An 18,753-nucleotide genomic window follows, 5' to 3' on the forward strand; every position below is an offset into this window, starting at 1 on the left:
TTAGCCCTCGTCTCGGTTACGGCGGCCCATTGCACCTTCGGACGCGCCCAAACGCTGCACCGCGCGTGTCAGCGCGGCGATATCGGTCCGCAATTCGGACAGAGTCTCTTGGCGGCCGGAGTTCATATCCTCGAGCAGTTGCAGCATTTGCAGATCGATCGAGCGTAGACGCATACGCGCTTCGTCATCGGGCACGCCAGGCGCGCTGTTTTGCTGTTGGCCCTGTGCAATTGCCATATGCAATGCGTCCACCACCTGCTGCTGCCCGTTGGCAATCTGCTGCAAGCCATGGGACAAATCAGAGTTGTCGATCAGCGCCAGCTTTTCGCCCATGCGGTCAACGGCGCGCGTCAGGTGAGCCAAGTGTTCGTCCAAGGTGTTGCGCTGGTTGTCTGAACTGAGCAACGCACCCTGCATCTGCTCCATCTGGTCGGCCATCTGTTCGAGCACTTGCACCATCGCGCCTTGCTCTGGACTCGCGCCTTCGGTGTCGCCCACATACCCAAGCCGGGTGATCGAGGTCAGCCACTCTTCGAGTTCGCGGTAAAAGCGGTTCTGACCGTGGCCCGCAAAGAGTTCCAGCAATCCGACCACGAGAGAGCCCGCAAGACCCAAGAGCGAGCTGGAGAACGCAACGCCCATCCCGCCAAGCTGACTCTCAAGCCCTGTCATAAGGCGCGAGAACATCTCTGAACCGCTATCGCCTTCAGACGGCGCAAGACTACGGATCGTGTCCACAACCGCCGGCACTGTGGTCGCCAGACCGTAGAATGTCCCAAGCAGACCTAGGAAAATCAGCAGGTTCACGACATAGCGCGTGATCTCTCTCGCTTCGTCGATCCGTGTGGCCAAACTGTCCAAAATGGATTGCGCGGCGGTTGAGCTGATCTTCATCAGACGCCCGCGCGAGGACAGCAGTGCAGCCAAAGGTTTCAGCAGACGCGGAGGGCGAACGGATTGGTCAACTTGGTCAGCCGCAAAGGATTCGATCCATCGGACCGAGGCAATCAGCTGCCCTACCTGCACAAAGCAAGCCAGAACGCCAAATACAAAGACAAGTGCGATTGTGCCGTTCAGCCAAGGGTTCGCCACAAACAACGGGCGGACAACGCCATAAGCGAAAGAGGCCCCTGCTCCGGTCAGCCCCAAAGCCACAACCATTAAGAAAATCTGCCGGATCGGCTGCGAAAATTGCGGCTCGGACTCGCGGTTCATGCGTGATGCCCCCTGCCCCCAGAGTTAAAATTCGACATCACCATAGGGACTAAGTCACAAAGCGCAAAGGATTATCCGATGATCTCGCGCACGCGGTTTTCTAGCCAGTCCAGATCTGCATCGGAAATTCCCAACTCGCGCAATTGCAAAGCGGTATTGTAGAGATACTCCCAATTGGGGCCCATTTTGCCGCGCGCCCGCGCGATGATCTGCGCCTGTTCCTCTAGGGGGAGTCCTCCGCAGTATTGATCGTGATCTGGATCGATAATGTAAGTCACAGCTTCGACTGCACGGCCATCCTCTAGACGAACCGTTAGGTGACGCTCCAGATAGGCGGCGGTCACCAACTCTCTTTCGCGCAAATAGGACAGCGTTTCGTCTTCGGTTCCCGGCTCGACCCGCAGTGCCAGACCGTCACAGGTTGCGTCATTGTTAGCATCCAGCGCCAGTACCAGCCCCATCGCCTCGTGGCTGCCGCGGTGCGTCACCGACCGCATGCTAAAGGATCTATGGTACCCTTCGAGCGTCGCGAGCCGCTTTTCTGCAACTTGAAAACCCGGATTCCACAGAAGTGACCCATATCCGAATACCCACATGCTCATGAAGCTGGCCTCCCTTTTGCACCGTCTGTAAACAGACCATAGTAAATATGGAAGGGTGAGGCATGAAGCGCCTGATTGTGATGATCGTTCTTTTGGCCGGTGCGTGGTCAGGCTACTGGTTCTATGCCTCGGGTCAGAAGCGCGCAGCGATCGAAGATTGGTTCACCGAAAAACAGGAAGAGGGCTGGCAGGCGTCTTACGAGGATCTGTCGATTGCCGGTTTCCCTAACAGGGTTGATGCGACACTCGACAATCCAAGTGTCGAAAACCAAGATGGCTCGATCGCGTGGAATGCCCCTTTTTTGCAGCTGCTTTCGCTGGTCTATAATCCATCACATGTCATCGTGATCTGGCCCCAGACCCAGACCTTTGTCACACCCTATGGCACAGTTGCCCTGCGCAAAGAAGACCTCCGCGCCAGCGTTGTGTTCGACGGCGACGACGCGAGTTCGCTGAACCGATTTTCGCTGGTCGGTGAGGACATGGAAGCGCGGACCGAACGCGGCAGTTGGGAAGCGGCAGAGCTGCGATTGGCGGCGGAACGTCTGCCTGGCGCAGTGTCCGACTATCGCGTTGCCTTGGCGACAGCGGACATGACTGTGGATCTGCCCTTGATCGGCGCAGGCAGCCTGCCAAATCGGATCGAGAAACTAGACGTCGACACCCGCATCAGTTTTGAACACGCGTGGGACGCCAAGAGCCTGCTCTTTGATCGGCCGAAACCCACCTCGCTAGAGATTGTCGCTGCGGATATTGAGTGGGGCCCGGCGACGCTGACCGCAACGGGTCTGTTAGAGCTCGATGAGACTGGAACGCCCGAGGGCGAGATCGACTTTTCACTCAAAAATTGGGAAGAGATGATCGGTGACATTGCGAACTCTGGCGCGATGAGCCACCAGCAGGCCGAGTCGATGCGGATGATGATTGGCATGATGGCCAGCAGCAGCGGCGATCCGCGTGCGTTTGACGCCACGCTGACCTTCAGCGGCGGGATGATGCGCCTAGCGCAGCTACCGATCGGCCCTGCCCCGCGCTTCAGCCCGCACTAAGCCTTAGCGGCAGTACGAACCTGACCGGTAACGCGCTGTATCAAAATGAAAATGATCGCGATGGTACCGGTTCGCGTTCGGCCCCAAAGTCGTGCCAAAAGTGCCACAGGCTTTGGAATATGCAGCTTTTAGCACCTTGCCTTTTGACTTTTTGCTCCAGTCATTAAGCACGCTGATCTTTGTCCCGTCGCGCAGGGTAAAGCCGCCGATATCAACCGCGCGGCCACGACCATGCTCTGAGATCTTGGCACCCGGTTGGTTGTTGCGGGTCCGGCAGACGTAGTGGCCCATGACATCAATCTTGGCGACACCTCCGCCCATGGTCCCGACGGCAGGTGACAAACCGTTATCCACCCACTTTTTCAAAGCTTGGGCAGTGGTGCAGTCCATAGTCGACCGCTGGCTGAGCGCGACTCCGGAAATCGACTTAATCTTGACAGCGCCTTCGACGCCGCAACCAAACGTCGAGGCAAGGATCACACCAACGTCCTCGCCTTGAATTGCGGGATCACCACAGACCGACCCTTGCAAACGCTCCTGACGGCGCAAGATCGCTTTTTGCGTGATGGCGTGCGGGCGCGTGATAGGACGCAAAGCCTGAGGCAGCACAAAAGCCGCAGAGGCCACCCTGATCTCTTCTGCATCATGAGGATTGGGACTGGTCGCGGCAGGTTCCGACGCGGTTGGCACCGGCGGCCCTGCTTTGGACGCCTCGATCGCGGCCAGAACTTGGGCCGCGTGGCCCGAGGCAGGACGCGCTTTGGGGCGGAGCATGGGCGGTGTCAGAGCTTCGGTCGCGACAAGCACTGGTTTTGCCTCGTCCCCTGGGCGGGCCACAGGACGCAGGGACGTTTCCAGCGGGAACGCGGACACGGCGGTTGCACCCATCATCAAGGCGCAGACCAAACCGCGCATCATTTTGCAGCCTTTCCACGACCGAAATCGGGCGCATCAACATCTTGGCCAGCTTCTAGAATGCCACGGCGGATTGCGCGGGTTCGAGTGAAGTAAGCATGCAGCATATCGCCGTCTCCTGTGCGAATGGCTCGCTGAAGCGCGAAAAGCTCTTCGGTGAACCTGCCCAGAATTTCCAACGTCGCGTCCTTGTTCGTCAAGAAGACGTCGCGCCACATCGTCGGGTCACTGGCGGCAATCCGCGTAAAGTCGCGGAAACCCGCCGCCGAATACTTGATCACTTCGCTGTCGGTCACGCGGCGCAGGTCGTCCGCCACACCCACCATCGTGTAGGCAATCAGGTGCGGCGTGTGGCTGGTGACAGCCAGCACCAGATCGTGGTGCTCGGCATCCATTTCCTCGACGTTGGAGCCAATGCCTTCCCACAGCGCGCGCAGCTTCGCGACTGCTTCTGGGTCGGAATCCGCGACGGGCACGAGCAGGCACCAGCGGTTGTCAAACAGCTCAGCAAAGCCAGAGCGCGGGCCCGAATGCTCTGTCCCTGCCAACGGGTGGGCAGGCACAAAATGCACGGCCTCGGGCAGATGCGGGCCAACGGTGTCGATCACAGATTGCTTGACCGACCCAACATCACTGATCGTCGCACCCGGCTTCAGGTGCGGAGCAATTTCTGCGGCAACAGCGCCCATCGCACCCACAGGGACACAGAGCACTACCAGATCCGCGTCTTTGACAGCCTCGGCCGCGGTGTCACAAATGCGATCGCACAGGCCGATCTCGCGCGCGGTGTCACGGGTTTCCGCGGAACGAGCGTAGCCGGTGACTTCGCCCACCAGACCGCCACGTTTGATCGACCAGAACATCGAGGACGCGATCAGGCCAAGGCCGATCAGCGCCACACGGTCGTAGACTTGGGTCATGCACGGGCTCCTGCTTTGAACGCGCCAATGGCATGCGCCACGCGGCGGCAGGACGGCTCGTCGCCGACGGTGATCCGCAGGCAGTGCGGCAGGTTATAGCTGGCCACAGGTCGCACGATCAGACCTTGGGACTTCAGGTAGTCGTTGCAGGCTTCGGCCTCTTCCTGATCGTGGAAGCGGGCCAGAATAAAGTTGGTCATGGACGCGTCGGACTGCACACCAATGGCTGCCAGAGCCTCAGACAGCCAGACACGCAGGCGGGCGTTTTCGGCCAGCGACTTGTCGATATGCGCGGTGTCGGCCAACGCAGCTTTCGCTGCTTCCAAAGCGATTGTCGAGATGTTGAACGGCGCGCGCAGGCGGTTCAACACGTCGATCATGTCGCGCTGCGCATAGCCCCAGCCCACGCGCAAACCACCCAAGCCATACAGCTTGGAGAAGGTGCGGGTCATGATGACGTTGGGACGGGTGCGGGCCAGCTCGGCACCGCCATCATATTCTTCGACGAACTCCGCGTAGGCGCCATCCAGAACCAGAACGACGTGCGAGGGCAGCGAATCCGCCAAACGGGTGACCTCGGCTAGACCGATCATGGTGCTGGTCGGGTTGTTGGGGTTCGCGATAAAGACGATGCGGGTCGCATCCGTCACCGCCGCCAGAATGGCGTCAACGTCGGTCACGCGATCACACTCGGGCACCTCGACAGGCGTCGCGCCCGCGCCGAGAGCACAGATGCGGTACATGGCAAAGCCGTGCTGGGTGTAGATCACTTCGTCGCCCGGACCCGCGTATGCGTTGCAGATCATCTGCAGGATTTCGTCGGACCCGACACCTAGGATGATGTTGTCCGCCTCTAGCCCGTATTTGTCCGCCAGAGCAGCGCGCAGGGAATACCCGTCGATTTCGGGATAGCGATGCATCTGATGCGCCGCGACGCCTGCTGCCTTGACTGCTGCCTCGGACGGACCGAACGGGTTCTCGTTCGAGGACAGCTTGACCACATTGGAACCCGGCGCGCCGGACGCGCCGCCGACGTAGAGATCAATCTCCATAATGCCGGGCTGGGGGACGGGTTTGTTCATCTGGGCCTCCGTAACTCGGGCCCTGCATATAGCGCAGATGACGACTGGGGAAGAGCACTTTGATCCCATGGCCCCCGGAAAGTGGCCAGATGCCCACAAAAGCAAAGCGCCGCCCCATTGGGACGGCGCTTGTGGCCCAAAACCGGTCCTGAATCCAGGATTAGTTCTGTGCGTAGAATTCGATAACCAGGTTCGGTTCCATTACGACGGGGTAAGGAACGTCCGACAGGCCGGGCATACGAACGAAGGTTGCGGTCATCTTGCTGTGGTCGGCGTCGATGTAGTCAGGAACATCACGCTCTGCCAGCTGAACAGCTTCCAGCAGGACTACCAGTTGCTTCGACTTCTCACGAACCTCGATGACGTCGCCTTCTTTGACGCGGTACGAGGGGATGTTCACGCGCTTGCCGTTGACCAGAACGTGGCCGTGGTTCACGAACTGACGAGCCGCGAAGACGGTGGGAACGAACTTGGCGCGGTAAACAACTGCGTCCAGACGGCTTTCCAGCAGACCGATCAGGATCTCACCGGTGTCACCACGACGACGCTCTGCTTCACCGAAAATGCGGCGGAATTGCTTCTCGGTCATGTCGCCGTAGTAGCCTTTCAGCTTCTGCTTGGCGCGCAGCTGCAGACCGAAGTCCGACAGTTTGCCCTTGCGGCGCTGACCGTGCTGGCCGGGGCCATATTCACGACGGTTTACGGGCGACTTGGGGCGACCCCAAATGTTTTCGCCCATGCGGCGGTCAATTTTGTACTTGGCAGACGTGCGTTTGGTCACGGCTGATCTCCTTCGTTAAGTATGAAGGGCGTTGTCCTACTGGGTTTCCCCTGACAGGCATCCCCTTGCGGGGGCCACCAACACCAATGTGAGCCGCCCCTATATAGATCCGCACGGCAGAGTCAACAGCGCACCGCGCTTTTCTCAGGTCTCGTAGGCCAGAATTGCAGCTTCGGAGCGGGATAGCGGACGACGGGCAAATTCGCCATAGCGCATAGGGGCATCCCCGACCCAAGGCAGCAGCTGTTCCAGAGCCATCCGATCCCCCTGATCCAGTGCATCCATTGAGGCCGTGGCAGGATGGAAGCTCTCGCATTCAATCCCGTTGGCCCAGATCACCTCGTGGCGCCCTAGAAGGATGTGCACATAGGTGACCTCTTTCATATCGGGCGCGCAGATGATGGTTCGGTCGTTCACCAGATCACGGGCTTGCACCATCACCTCTGGTGTATTGAACAGAGCGCGGGCGGCATCCCCTTGCACTAGCAGGCGATGCTCGGGGGATACAATAAGGGTGTCGTCGGGACGGTCCTTGCCAAAGGCCGAGGCGTGGATGCGCACAGGTCGTAGATGAGGCATCGCAAACAAACGCGCCCCGCTCATCCGGCGGCTGCCAGTCCAGAGAACTTCTTGCGGGCCACTGTCGCGGGTCATGACAAAATCGCCGGGCTGCAAGGCCTCGACCAGACGTGGACCCATGGGGGTATCAATGCGCGTGCCTGCGCCAAAGCAGATGACCCCAGCCGGCCGCTCGTTCGAGGGACTGCTCAACGCCGAGCGGTCCGTCTCATCCAACGTCAGCTTGATCACCCAATAATCCTGATCGGGAAGCGGATGGTCACGATCAAAGCACAGCATCAGCTGGCCGGTGACTGTGCTGCGGATAATGCGCGCAGTGTGGCTGGATTTTCCGTCACTGACCGTAATGCTTTGATCCGCCATCAGCGGCGCACGTTCGGTGTGGGCTTGGCGCGCGCCCTCTCCGATCAGGCGCCCCGCCCGTCCAGCGGCACCACGGCGCAATTGGGCATCGCCCTCGGCTCCGGTGAGTTGCAGGACAGAGTGCGGGCCGTCGATCCGCGTTAGTTCACAGGTCCAGCGCCATACGACACCAACAGCCAAATCCGCCAAGGGGGCTGCGCGCACGCCCTCGATCAAGGTTTGCCCCCAATGCACTACATATGCGCCTGCAATCGCCATTTGCCTGCTTCCACTGCTAACTTGTTACCGCTCTGGCGGAGTGTCCGCCGAATGGGGCCCGTTCGGGCAGGCCCTCAGAATTTGTATTTCAGGTTGAAAGAGCCCAGCACTTGTCCGGTGTCTTGATTATCGAACTCTTTGCTCAGGTAGGTGACACCGAAGGTTGCCGAAGATTGGCGGCCTTCCCACTTGAGCCCGGCGCGGGCGCGGGCGCGCTCTTGGACCATGTCATAGGAGTCGCTGTCCGGAAGCATCGCGGAGTCGACCATGTAGCCAATGTCTGCGCCTGCAGTCAGGGTAAGTGCGCTCATCGTGCCGCGGATCGCGGTGTAGGTCTGACCCGTTGTATAATCGCGGATAATCAAATCGTCGGGGATCAGAGCGCCAAACTCGAAATCCGCCCCCACACGGGCAAAAGACTCGAGCCCTGCGTGGCCTTCGATGAACGGGATCACGCGCGACGCGTCACCTAATTCAAAGGTCCGCGCTGCCTCAATGTGGCCGTAACCAAAGACGTTGTCCTGAATCTGACCGGCGCGCACTTCGTCACTGGCATCGCTAGCGCCGATCCAGCGGTGGAAGTTGGCCTGAAACTCATCAAGCTTGGTCTGTGGTCCGATGACCTCAACACCGACGCCCATGTCAAAATCGGTGCGCGACAGCTGTTGATTGAAGTGCGAGTGCACCCCGAGACGCGCGACAGACGCATAAGGGCGATCCCCCTGCGCGGGCGCATCCAGATTGTCGGGCGCTGCGATTTCTGCACTGCCCCGCAGTTCAAGCGTGTCGAAATACTGCGACCCCAGCGAACCCTGCCAGTCGCGACCGAACATGACGCTGGCCTGCGTGGCACCCGTGCGCCAACGGTCACGGGCATCGCCGATAAAGTCGTTCGAAATCTGATAGCCAAAGCCCAAGAAACCGACATCTTGAGCATAGGAGGCGGGTGCCATCATAGTCAGGGCAATGGCTGCCCCAAAGATCGCGCGCATGGTGACCCTCGTTACTGTGCCCCCCCAGGCACTGCCGAAGCATAGCAAATCGAGAATTAATTTTTCCAGCACAGAACGCGATTTGGTTAGAAAATCAAACAAGACTAGCGGAAATGCCACACCCTATCGTTGTATCAAATAAAAAGGGCGCGATGAACGCGCCCCTTTGTTTCTTTGGGATTTTCTTAGGCTTCAGCCGCTTCGGCACGGCGTTCTCGGAAGAAGAACATGTAATACAGCACCGGAGCCGCCACGAGCGTCAGGATCGACGCAAAGCCCAGACCGCCCATGATCGTCACCGCCATTGAGGCAAAGAACGCGTCCGACAAAAGGGGAATCATCCCCAGAATCGTCGTGGCCGCCGCCAAGACCACAGGACGCAAACGCGAGGTCGAGGCATCCAGAACTGCTTGACGGAAAAGCACGCCCTCGGCGCGGACCAGATCGATTTCTTCGACCAGAACGATGCCGTTCTTGATGAGCATCCCCGACAAGCTGAGCAGACCCAAGAGTGCGGTAAAGCTAAAGGGCAGGCCCGTTCCCAACAGACCCAAAGCCACACCGTTCACCGCCATCGGCACCAAGAGCCAGATGATCAGCGGCTGGCGCAGACGTCCGAACAGCAAGATCGAGATCACGATCATGATTAGCAAGGACAGCGGCAACTGCTTGCCAAGGCTGCTTTGGGCTTCGGTCGAGTTCTCGTATTCCCCGCCCCATTCCAGCATGTAGCCGTCGGGCAGTTCCATCGCTTCGATATCCGCGCGGATGGCGTTGAACACCGCAGCAGCGTTGGCCCCATCGACCACACCGGCTTCGACCGTGATCGTAGGTAGACGGTCGCGACGCTGGATCAGAGTGTTCTGCGCCTCGTAATCGAAACCGTCGATCAACTGGAGCACAGGAATGTAAGCGTTTGCCGCACTGGAATAGACCAGCTGGTCGACCAGATCGGGTGCACCTTGGTCCGTCACCAGATCATTACGGACAACGATGGGAATCAGGCGATCATCCTCGCGGTATGTGCCCGCCTGAATGCCGTCGGTCGCCGTCAGGAAGGCCGAAGCTAGGTCTTCACGTGACACACCGACCGCTTGGGCGCGATCCTCGGCATAGATGGGTTTCAGAACCAATTCCCGTTCACGCCAGTCCGTGCGCAAGTCTTGCAACTGATCCGACGCCGCCAGCATCCGATCTGCCGCTTCGGCAGCCAATTCCCGCAGGATCACCGGATTGCTGCCGGAGAAGCGCGCGGCGATCGGCGCACCGCCACCAGGTCCAAAGGCCAGACGTTCTGTCCGAAATTCCCCCGCGACCAGCTGACTGCGGCCAAAGCTTTCTAGATCGGACCGCAGCTGGGGGATTTCGTCTAGGTTGTGGGTGCGGATGATCAGGTGACCGTAGGTCGGCAACGCCTCTTCTGGGGCGTAGGTCAACATGAAGCGGCTCGCGCCACCGCCAACGAACGTCGCTACCGAGACCACCTCTTCGCGGTCCTTCAGCCAATCCTCAAGGATGGTCATCTCATCGGCGGTTTGGTGAATACTTCCGCCCTGCGGCAACTTGTAATGCACGTAGAACAGCGGCGTGTTGGAGTCGGGGAAGAACTGCTGCTTTACCTGACCAAAGCCGATGTAACACATCACAGTCACAACCCCCAGCGCGGCCAGCACGGGCCAGCGCAACGTCAGCGCCAGATTCAGCGTGTTGCGATAGGCGCGGAAAATCGGGCCACTGTAGTTGCCATCTGCGTTCCCGTCGCCGACCTTGAAGAAGTAGTGCCCCAACAGCGGCGTTGCCGAAATGGCCAGCACCCACGACAGCAGCAGCGAAATACCGATGACCGCAAACAGCGAGAACAGGAATTCGCCCGTGGCATCTGGCGACAACCCGATCCCGGCAAAGGCCATGATCCCAATCACCGTCGCCCCAAGCAATGGGGTCTGGGTTTTGCTCGCCACATCTTCGGCCGCATCTCGGGCAGTCTTGCCCTGTGCCATGTCACCCTGCATCCCTTCGGCCACCACGATTGCGTTGTCCACCAGCATGCCCATCGCAATGATCAGAGCACCAAGCGAGATACGCTCCATCTCGATACCGAAGATCGCCATGAAGAAGACAGTGCCCACCACGGTCAACAGCAGGGTCGCCCCGACCACCACGGCAGCACGCCAGCCCATGAACAGCGCCAGAACGATCACCACAATCGCCACCGACATCGCAAGGTTCACGAGGAAGGCATTCGATGCTTCTTCAACAACAATGTGCTGCTGGTAAACGGGGTGAATCTCTACGCCCGCGGGCAAATCGCGCGTCAGAGTCCCAAGACGGTCATCAATGCGATGTCCAATATCCACGATGTTCTGGCCGGATTTGCCCGAGACACCCATGGTAAAGGCTTCTTGGCCGTTGAACCGGATGATCATGTCTGGATCGGACACGCGTTCACGTGTGACGGTCGCCAGATCGAGCAGATCGATAATTTCGCCCTGAACGCCGATGGTCAGGCGGGCAATCTCTTCGACGGTGTTAGAGCCTTGGGGGGCTTCGATGCGAATATCCTGCCCGTTCGAGGTCACGCTCCCCGCGCTCGCCACTGCGTTCGAATTCGCAATCGCCGTCGCAATCGCAGCGGGTGACACACCAAGGTTCCGAATGATTGCCATGTCTGGGGTCACATAGACCGCCTCTTCGGGCAGACCCTGCAGGTCCACATCCGCTACGCCATCAACGGTCAGCAATTCACGTCGCAAGAACTCTGCGATTTCGTGGGTTTCCGCGTCTGTGAAACCCGGTGTCTGGATCGCATAGAACACACCAAACACGTCGCCAAAACTGTCATTCACGTAGGGCGTGCCTGCGCCAGATGGCAAACTGCCCCGTGCGTCGTTCACACGTTTGCGCAGCTTATCCCAGATTTGGGGCAGCTCTGTGCCGTCGTAGATGCTTTCGATTTCGACATCGATGCGGCTGACACCTGGCTTATTGGACGAAGTGATGCTCTTCACCTCGGACATCTTCTGGATGGCGGATTCCAACGGTTCGGTCACCTCTCGGGCCACCTGATCCGCCGAAGCGCCGCTATACTGGGTGATCACCACCGCTTGCTTGATGGTAAAAGCGGGGTCTTCGAGGCGACCAATCGTAGCAAAGCCCCAAATCCCGCCAAGAAGGCAACCGATCATCAGGAGCCATGTAATCAGCGCCTTATCAATGGACGCGCGTGCAATAGACATGGATCACTCTCCGACGCGGGTAAAGCGGCGGACGGACTGCCCGTCCTGCAGTTGCGAGGCGCCGGTGCTAACGATTTCGGTGCCGTTTTCCAAACCATCCACCAGACGCACGCGCCCATCGAGGGCGATCTCGATCTCGATAGGCGTCGCGGTAACGGTGCCAGCTTCATCGAACACCATGACCATAGGATCGCCCGCAGCATCAAAGGTCAGCGCGGTTTCCGGCAGGAACACAGCCTCTTGAGCGGGCATTTCCGCGCGCGCCAAGACAGAAACAGACGCACCGGGATAGATTCCTGCGCCTGGGTTCTGCTCGAACGCCAGCGTCAAAGTATAGCTCTGGCCAAGCGCGCTGGTCTCTGCCTCGAACTCGCGTGAGACCAGCGGAAAGCGTTCGGATCCCCCCGGGAACTCCGCTTCGAAACTAACACTGCCATTTTGGCCTGCTTGCCGAAACAGCACTTCAGGGACGTCGATCTCGACACGCATTTCAGACACGTCATGCAGACGCACCACAGGCGTACCCGCCGACACCGTGGTAAAGTTCGCAATCTCGCGGCGGGCGACGAGCGCGTCAAACGGCGCGCGCAAGGTCGCGTGATCCAGATTGGCCTCTGCGTCTTGCAGGGCGATTTCCGCCAGTTGCACCTGCGTGCGTGCATCGCGGATGGACACTTCACTGACAGCAGCCCCACTCAGGGACTCCAGTCGGGACAAGTCCCGGCGCGCCTTGTCTAGGTTCACATCAGCCTGAGACCGCGCGCGCTCGTATGCGTCCAGATCAAGTTGGGCGATGACCTCGCCTTCGGGAATGACTTGACCTTCGGGAGCGGTCAGCACCTCGATCTGCCCGCCGACCTGAAACGCCAGATCAACGGTTTGCAGGGCAGTGACCTGTCCATAAAACCGGCGCTCGACCTGTTGCGGCTCGGACGTGACGGTCATCAATTTCACGGGTTTGGGCACCTCTTGGGCGACCAAAGGAGAGGCCAGAGGCGCGGTGAGCACCAGCGCGGCAAGGAGGGCATGTAGTCTGCGCATGGGGATCCTCTGCGGAATTGGGGTTCGGAGCCATTAAAACAGCCCAACGCGATTATGCCAGAAATTTTCTGAACTGATCGGTTTAGTTCTAACTTTACCCCCGAAAATGCAACAGTTCCGCACGACTATTTCGCATGCTGATTTGCACACACGACTCTTCGTGAATGCGTAGCACGTCAGCGGCGCGGGCGTTTCATGCGGTGGTCGGTCGCGCAAATAGCTCTGAAACCGTTTGCTTGCCCAACACACAGGCCTCGGGCAGAGATCGCCCCTCGGCCAACCCGCAAGCGATCGCGCTGGACAGCGTGCACCCGGTTCCCCGCCGCGCCCCACCAAAGCGCGGCCCGTCCAAAGTCTTCACCCCATGAGACATGACCAAATAATCTGTGGCAGACGGACCTTGTGCATGGCCCCCTTTGATCAACACAGCGCCTGCACCCCGGGCCATCAGCACCCGCGCTTGGATCTGCAGCTCAGGGCTGTGCTCGCCACACAACATGGCAAGACGAGCCAGTTCAGGCAGGTTCGGGGTCACCAGAGTGACCAGAGGCAGTAGTTTTGTAAGCAAGGTTTCAATGCCTTGGTCGTCCAGCAATGGGGCCCCAGATGACGCGGCCAGAACAGGATCAAGGACGATCGGCGCGCTGTGGCACCCCATTGCGTGGACGACCGTCTGAGCTCTCTGCGCATCACAAAGCATGCCGATCTTGACCGCGCTCGCCGGCACCATCTGTGCTTTTAGCGTCGCGCTTGACACCGGATGTACATCCATAACGCCCGCATCCGACTGGGCCGTGACGGCGGTCGCGGCGACTCTTGCCAGATGCCCCAGAGACTGGATGGTCTGAGCATCGCGCAGCACCCCTGCCCCGCAACTGGAATCTAGCCCGCCAATCGCCAAAACGACCGCCATGGGTTAAACGTCCCTCAGGGTGGTCAGCCATTCTTGGGTTCGTGCTTCGGGGCTATCGGCCAGCTGAATGTCTGTAACGACCGCCGCACTGTCCGCGCCCGCATGCAAAACGCCAACCGCCCGCTCTGGCGTGAGCCCACCAATCGCGACCAAAGGCGTCTGGCCAACGCGCGACTTCCACTCCCGCACACGATCAACGCCTTGGGGCGCCCATTTCATCTGCTTCAGAATGGTTGGGTAAACCGGACCGAGCGCGACGTAAGCGGGATCCAAAGCAAGCGCCCGCTCAAGTTCGTCATCGTCATGGGTCGACAGTCCATAGCGCACGCCTGCGCGGCGCAAGGCACCAAAGTCGGCGGCATCCATATCTTCTTGGCCCAGATGGACAAAGTCGAGGCCCAATTCCAAGGCCAACTCCCAATAATCATTCAAAATTAACTGTACCCCGTGCTTCGCGCAGCACTCACGCGCGTGGACGGTTTGGACTCGCAGATCGGCGGTGGCGGCATCCTTGACACGCAGTTGGACCAGTTTGACGCCCAAGGGAACCAGTCGCTCGAGCAGGTCTGCTGTGCCCGTGATCAGATAGAGCTTCTCCATCATGCCAACTCTGCCATCCCAAAGATCGGAGTCGAGGCCGCAGCCATATCTCGGGCTGGCATGAGCCCTGCATCATGGGCCAAGCGACCTGCCGAAACCGCCATGCCAAAGGCGCGAGCCATCGCAACGGGATCGACCGCCTTCGCCACAGCAGTGTTCAAAAGCACGGCGTCAAAACCCATCTCCATGGCCTGCGCGGCTTGGCTTGGCGCACCGATCCCCGCATCCACGACCAAGGGCACACCAGCGAAATGCGCACGCATCGTTTGCAGGGCGGCACTATTCCGAAGCCCTTGACCCGATCCGATCGGGGCGCCCCACGGCATCAACACCTGACACCCCGCGTCCAGAAGTTTTTCTCCGACGATCAGGTCCTCTGTTGTGTAAGGGAAGACCTCGAAACCGTCTGCACAGAGCACGCGCGCAGCCTCGACCAAGGCAAAGGGGTCTGGCTGCAGTGTGTCCGCGTGGCCGATGAGCTCGAGCTTGATCCAGTTGGTGCCAAAGACTTCGCGGGCCATGTGCGCTGTGGTGATGGCCTCTTTGGCGGTGTGGCATCCAGCCGTATTGGGCAGGATACGGCAGCCACTGCCTGCGATCAGATCGCGGAACGCAGCCCCCCCGCTGCCCTCGCGGCGCAAGCTGACGGTAATCACCTCTGTCCCACTGACCTCAATTGCTTTGGCCAGAACCGCCGGAGACGGGTATTGCGCAGTGCCCAACATCAGACGGCTGCCCAACTCTACGCCATAGAACATCGCTCAGCCCCCCTGCATTGGTGAGAGCACTTCGACGCGGATGCCCTCGGTCAGAGTCACCGTGTCGCGCGTGGCTTTTGGGACAAAGACGCCATCCACAGCAGTGGCCACGCAGGGGGCTTCAAAACCCTCAACCTCGACAAGCTCCGCTAGGGTGGAGGCGTTGGTTTCAGTCGGTTTGCCGTTCAGTTCAACTTGCATGCTTTATCTCATTGCTCAGCCTGTCCGCGAGGCTTTCGGCCAGATATGGCGACGTTAAGAATCCGTGTCGGTACATCCCGTTGACGTGGATGCGGCCACAGGTTTCGCGAATACAGGGAATGTTGTCAGGAAAACTCGGGCGCAGACCTGCGCCTGTCTCGATCACCTGCGCCTCGGCGAATGCTGGGTGCAGCGCATAAGCCGCAGACAGCATCTCTACCAAGGCACGGGCGGAGATGGGGCCCGCATCATCGCTTTCGATCATGGTTGCGCCAATCATATACAGGCCATCGCCGCGTGGGACGACGTAGCAAGGAAAGCGCGGGTGCAAGAGGCGAACGGTGCGGCTGAGGTGTACGTCAGGTGCACGCACCAAAAGCATCTCGCCCCGTACTGCGCGCAGGTCGGGCAGCTGGTCGCGGGCCGCAAGCCCTCGGCAATCGATGAGCTGACCCTTGGGCCTTTCCACCGTCACAACGCCCCGCTCTGCCAGCCGAGCGTGCAAACAGGACATGGCGGAGCGGGGGTCCATATGCGCCTCTTCGGGGAAGTAGAGCGCACGGGTGAACCTGCCCTGCAAATCTGCCTCGTACTCGGCGGGATCGACGGTGTGGTGCCCCCGCGTCGCACGGGAAAACCTGAGCAGCTCGGCTTGGTCGCGTGGCGGCGCAACGACCAAAGTCCCGCGCCACGCCACCCCTTCAAAACGGGCGCTCCACCAATCTGCAGCGTGTTTGCCCATGCGCGCGACTTCTGGCGGGGCGCTTTCGCCCTCGCACATGGGCGCGAGCATACCGCCCGCCCAGTGCGAAGCCGGAATTCCTCCGTCGTCGACCAGTTCCACAGGGAGCCCACGTTCGGACAGGGCTGTGGCCACGCACAGCCCCGTCACCCCTGCCCCAAGGACCGAATACATCACTCCGCATCCTCTTTGGCAGGCACATAGAGCTGCCCGCCCTCGCGGAATTTGGCGGCCATCGCCTCCATCCCTTCTGACTTTTGCGCCTCTGCGCGAATGTCATGGCTGATCCGCATAGAGCAGAACTTCGGCCCACACATGGAGCAGAAATGGGCGACCTTGTGCGCCTCTTTGGGCATGGTCTCGTCGTGGAAAGCGCGCGCGGTGTCCGGGTCCAGCGACAGGTTGAATTGATCCTCCCACCGGAATTCGAAACGCGCGCGACTGATCGCATCGTCGCGAAGCTGCGCGCCAGGGTGGCCTTTGGCCAAGTCCGCCGCGTGGGCCGCTAGTTTATAAGTGATCACGCCGGTTTTCACGTCATCTCGGTCTGGCAGACCAAGGTGCTCTTTGGGCGTCACGTAGCACAGCATCGCGGTCCCGAACCAGCCGATTATCGCCGCCCCGATGGCGCTCGTGATGTGGTCATAGCCCGGCGCGATGTCAGTGGTGAGCGGCCCAAGCGTGTAAAACGGAGCCTCGTCACAATGCTTTAGCTGCTTGTCCATGTTCGCTTTGATCTTGTGCATTGCCACATGGCCCGGGCCTTCGATCATGACCTGACAATCCTTGGCCCACGCGATCTTGGTCAACTCGCCCAAAGTCTCTAGCTCTGCAAACTGCGCCTGATCATTGGCATCAGCGACTGAGCCGGGACGCAAACCGTCGCCAAGGCTAAAGGACACGTCGTACTTGCGGCAGATATCGCAGATCTCTTCGAAATGCTCGTAGAGGAAGCTCTCGCGGTGATGGTGCAGACACCACTTGGCCATGATCGAGCCACCCCGACTGACGATCCCTGTCACGCGATCAACCGTCATCGGGATCATATGCAGGCGAACGCCTGCATGGATGGTAAAGTAATCGACACCCTGCTCGGCCTGCTCGATCAGCGTATCGCGATACACCTCCCATGTCAGGTCTTCGGCGATGCCATTCACCTTTTCCAGCGCCTGATACAGCGGGACGGTCCCAATCGGAACGGGGCTGTTGCGGATGATCCAGTCGCGGATGTTGTGGATATTCCGGCCCGTGGACAGGTCCATGACTGTGTCCGCGCCCCAGCGGATGGCCCAGACCATCTTTTCAACCTCTTCCTCCATGCTTGAGGTCACAGCCGAATTGCCGATGTTGGCGTTGATTTTCACAAGGAAGTTGCGTCCGATGATCATCGGTTCCAACTCGGGGTGGTTGATATTCGCGGGGATGATCGCACGGCCCGCAGCGATTTCCTGACGGACGAATTCGGGTGTCACCAGATCGGGGATCGAAGCGCCAAAATCCTCGCCATCACGCTCTTTGTCCCATGCCAGAGTCCGGCCCACATTTTCGCGGATCGCTACGTACTCCATCTCGGGGGTGACGATGCCCGCTTTGGCATAGGCCATCTGAGTGATGGCCCGGTCGCCGACCGCGCGCAGCGGGTCGCGCTGGTTGGGAAAGGCCGGGACCAGCCTGTTGCCTTCGGCATAGCCATTATCGGCGGCAGTCACGGCGCGGCCAGTATAGCTTTCGACGTCTCCGCAGGCCTGTTGCCATTCCCCACGCTGCACCGCGAGACCCTGTTGAATATCGGTTTGCACGGCAGGATCTGTGTACGGGCCAGAGCTGTCGTAAACCGCGACGGGCGGCTCGCCGCCGCCCACTTGGATGTGGCGCAGAGGCACGCGGATGTCATAGGTCTGGCCAGGAATGAACACCTTGGTGGCCGCGGGCATATTTCCCGTAGTGATGGTCGGTGTTGCGTTGTCTTTCATCTATGGTCTCCTCAAGACATTCTCGAAAAGACCCAAGCGAAACAGGTGGCAGAAAGGGGCCACGCAGGCCCCGCACGACACAGCGCGCGCAATAGGGCCGTCAGCGGCCCGAAAGGACCGCTCGCAAAGTTCAGCGAGAAACGGAGTGCCCTTCGGTCTTCCTACGCCAGTATCAACTGGGTCAGGTTCAAAGGGTCGCGTCACCGCAGGGTTTCCCCCGCTGTCAGCCTCTCAGTTCCCTAAGCGGAACTCCCCCGACGTGCGTGCACCATTGCGAACTCGCGCCTAGATGTCAATTCTTGTGATCCCAGTGGCGGCAACACCCTGCCAGCACCGACCATAGTCTTACTGACTCTGCGTATGCGGCTCGCCCATAGTGATCCGACCAGCGATTCAATCTTAGGGAGGAGAAAATCATGGCTTGGGCAAAACCCGTTTTGAAAGAGATCGAGTGCGGCATGGAAATCAACATGTACGGCCCCGACTCGGGCGACGACCACGGCGTTCTGTTCTAAGAACCCGAAGCGCGAGGC

18 protein-coding genes and 1 riboswitch are annotated in these 18,753 nt (G+C 59.8%); of the genes, 2 read left to right on the forward strand and 16 right to left on the reverse strand.

Annotation, left to right across the window (positions count from 1 at the left end):
- Both N4A58_RS11440 and N4A58_RS11445 read right to left on the reverse strand, forming a co-directional pair.
- Window positions 1-1,215: a biopolymer transporter ExbB gene (locus N4A58_RS11440; RefSeq protein ID WP_293709723.1), complete on the reverse strand. Its 1,215-nt coding sequence runs from the start codon at window positions 1,213-1,215 to the stop codon at window positions 1-3.
- 71 nt (window positions 1,216-1,286) lie between these two features.
- Window positions 1,287-1,817 (reverse strand): gamma-glutamylcyclotransferase, encoded by a 531-nt coding sequence (locus N4A58_RS11445; RefSeq protein WP_293709724.1) that lies wholly within the window; start codon window positions 1,815-1,817, stop codon window positions 1,287-1,289.
- Between the two features lie 62 nt (window positions 1,818-1,879).
- Here N4A58_RS11445 and N4A58_RS11450 point away from each other — a divergent pair, with 62 nt between their 5' ends.
- Window positions 1,880-2,866 carry a DUF2125 domain-containing protein gene (locus tag N4A58_RS11450; protein ID WP_293709726.1) on the forward strand — a complete coding sequence of 329 codons (987 nt, stop codon included), beginning with the start codon at window positions 1,880-1,882 and terminating at the stop codon, window positions 2,864-2,866.
- A 3-nt stretch (window positions 2,867-2,869) separates the two neighbouring features.
- Here N4A58_RS11450 and N4A58_RS11455 read toward each other — a convergent pair whose 3' ends face one another.
- From N4A58_RS11455 to thiC, 14 genes are all read right to left on the reverse strand, one after another.
- Window positions 2,870-3,784, reverse strand: coding sequence for an extensin family protein (locus tag N4A58_RS11455; RefSeq protein WP_293709728.1), 915 nt, complete (start codon window positions 3,782-3,784; stop codon window positions 2,870-2,872).
- Window positions 3,781-4,701, reverse strand: coding sequence for a prephenate/arogenate dehydrogenase family protein (locus tag N4A58_RS11460; RefSeq protein WP_293709730.1), 921 nt, complete (start codon window positions 4,699-4,701; stop codon window positions 3,781-3,783). The genes N4A58_RS11455 and N4A58_RS11460 overlap by 4 nt, the downstream gene beginning before the upstream one ends.
- Window positions 4,698-5,783, reverse strand: a complete 1,086-nt coding sequence (gene hisC / locus N4A58_RS11465; protein ID WP_293709732.1) for a histidinol-phosphate transaminase — start codon at window positions 5,781-5,783, stop codon at window positions 4,698-4,700. Before hisC ends, N4A58_RS11460 begins: the two co-directional genes overlap by 4 nt.
- A gap of 160 nt (window positions 5,784-5,943) precedes the next feature.
- The gene (rpsD, locus tag N4A58_RS11470; RefSeq protein ID WP_293709734.1) at window positions 5,944-6,564 is read right to left on the reverse strand and encodes a 30S ribosomal protein S4; all 621 of its coding nucleotides are present in this window, start codon (window positions 6,562-6,564) and stop codon (window positions 5,944-5,946) included.
- Between the two features lie 144 nt (window positions 6,565-6,708).
- Complete coding sequence (locus N4A58_RS11475; RefSeq protein WP_293709736.1) at window positions 6,709-7,764, reverse strand: Hint domain-containing protein; 1,056 nt, start codon at window positions 7,762-7,764, stop codon at window positions 6,709-6,711.
- A gap of 74 nt (window positions 7,765-7,838) precedes the next feature.
- Window positions 7,839-8,756 (reverse strand): lipid A-modifier LpxR family protein, encoded by a 918-nt coding sequence (locus tag N4A58_RS11480; RefSeq protein ID WP_293709738.1) that lies wholly within the window; start codon window positions 8,754-8,756, stop codon window positions 7,839-7,841.
- 185 nt (window positions 8,757-8,941) lie between these two features.
- Complete coding sequence (locus N4A58_RS11485; RefSeq protein ID WP_293709740.1) at window positions 8,942-11,992, reverse strand: efflux RND transporter permease subunit; 3,051 nt, start codon at window positions 11,990-11,992, stop codon at window positions 8,942-8,944.
- Between the two features lie 3 nt (window positions 11,993-11,995).
- Window positions 11,996-13,033, reverse strand: coding sequence for an efflux RND transporter periplasmic adaptor subunit (locus N4A58_RS11490; protein ID WP_293709742.1), 1,038 nt, complete (start codon window positions 13,031-13,033; stop codon window positions 11,996-11,998).
- Between the two features lie 193 nt (window positions 13,034-13,226).
- A complete protein-coding gene (locus N4A58_RS11495) occupies window positions 13,227-13,946 on the reverse strand; it encodes a hydroxymethylpyrimidine/phosphomethylpyrimidine kinase (RefSeq protein ID WP_293709744.1) in 720 nt (239 codons plus the stop codon).
- A gap of 3 nt (window positions 13,947-13,949) precedes the next feature.
- Entirely contained in the window at window positions 13,950-14,546 is a 597-nt protein-coding gene (locus tag N4A58_RS11500; RefSeq protein WP_293709806.1) for a thiamine phosphate synthase, read from the reverse strand.
- Window positions 14,546-15,304 carry a thiazole synthase gene (locus tag N4A58_RS11505; protein WP_293709746.1) on the reverse strand — a complete coding sequence of 253 codons (759 nt, stop codon included), beginning with the start codon at window positions 15,302-15,304 and terminating at the stop codon, window positions 14,546-14,548. Before N4A58_RS11505 ends, N4A58_RS11500 begins: the two co-directional genes overlap by 1 nt.
- A 3-nt stretch (window positions 15,305-15,307) precedes the next feature.
- Entirely contained in the window at window positions 15,308-15,505 is a 198-nt protein-coding gene (gene thiS / locus N4A58_RS11510) for a sulfur carrier protein ThiS (protein ID WP_293709748.1), read from the reverse strand.
- Window positions 15,495-16,421 (reverse strand): FAD-dependent oxidoreductase, encoded by a 927-nt coding sequence (locus tag N4A58_RS11515; RefSeq protein ID WP_293709750.1) that lies wholly within the window; start codon window positions 16,419-16,421, stop codon window positions 15,495-15,497. Before N4A58_RS11515 ends, thiS begins: the two co-directional genes overlap by 11 nt.
- Window positions 16,421-18,220: a phosphomethylpyrimidine synthase ThiC gene (gene thiC, locus N4A58_RS11520; RefSeq protein WP_293709751.1), complete on the reverse strand. Its 1,800-nt coding sequence runs from the start codon at window positions 18,218-18,220 to the stop codon at window positions 16,421-16,423. Before thiC ends, N4A58_RS11515 begins: the two co-directional genes overlap by 1 nt.
- 141 nt (window positions 18,221-18,361) lie before the next feature.
- Window positions 18,362-18,486, reverse strand: a riboswitch (TPP riboswitch).
- 150 nt (window positions 18,487-18,636) lie between these two features.
- Between thiC and pqqA the strand changes: the two genes are divergently transcribed.
- Window positions 18,637-18,735 carry a pyrroloquinoline quinone precursor peptide PqqA gene (pqqA, locus tag N4A58_RS11525; RefSeq protein WP_176854878.1) on the forward strand — a complete coding sequence of 33 codons (99 nt, stop codon included), beginning with the start codon at window positions 18,637-18,639 and terminating at the stop codon, window positions 18,733-18,735.
- Window positions 18,736-18,753: the final 18 nt, after the last annotated feature.

The sequence above is a fragment of the Donghicola sp. genome (assembly GCF_025210255.1).
Taxonomy (GTDB): Bacteria; Pseudomonadota; Alphaproteobacteria; order Rhodobacterales; family Rhodobacteraceae; genus Donghicola; species Donghicola eburneus.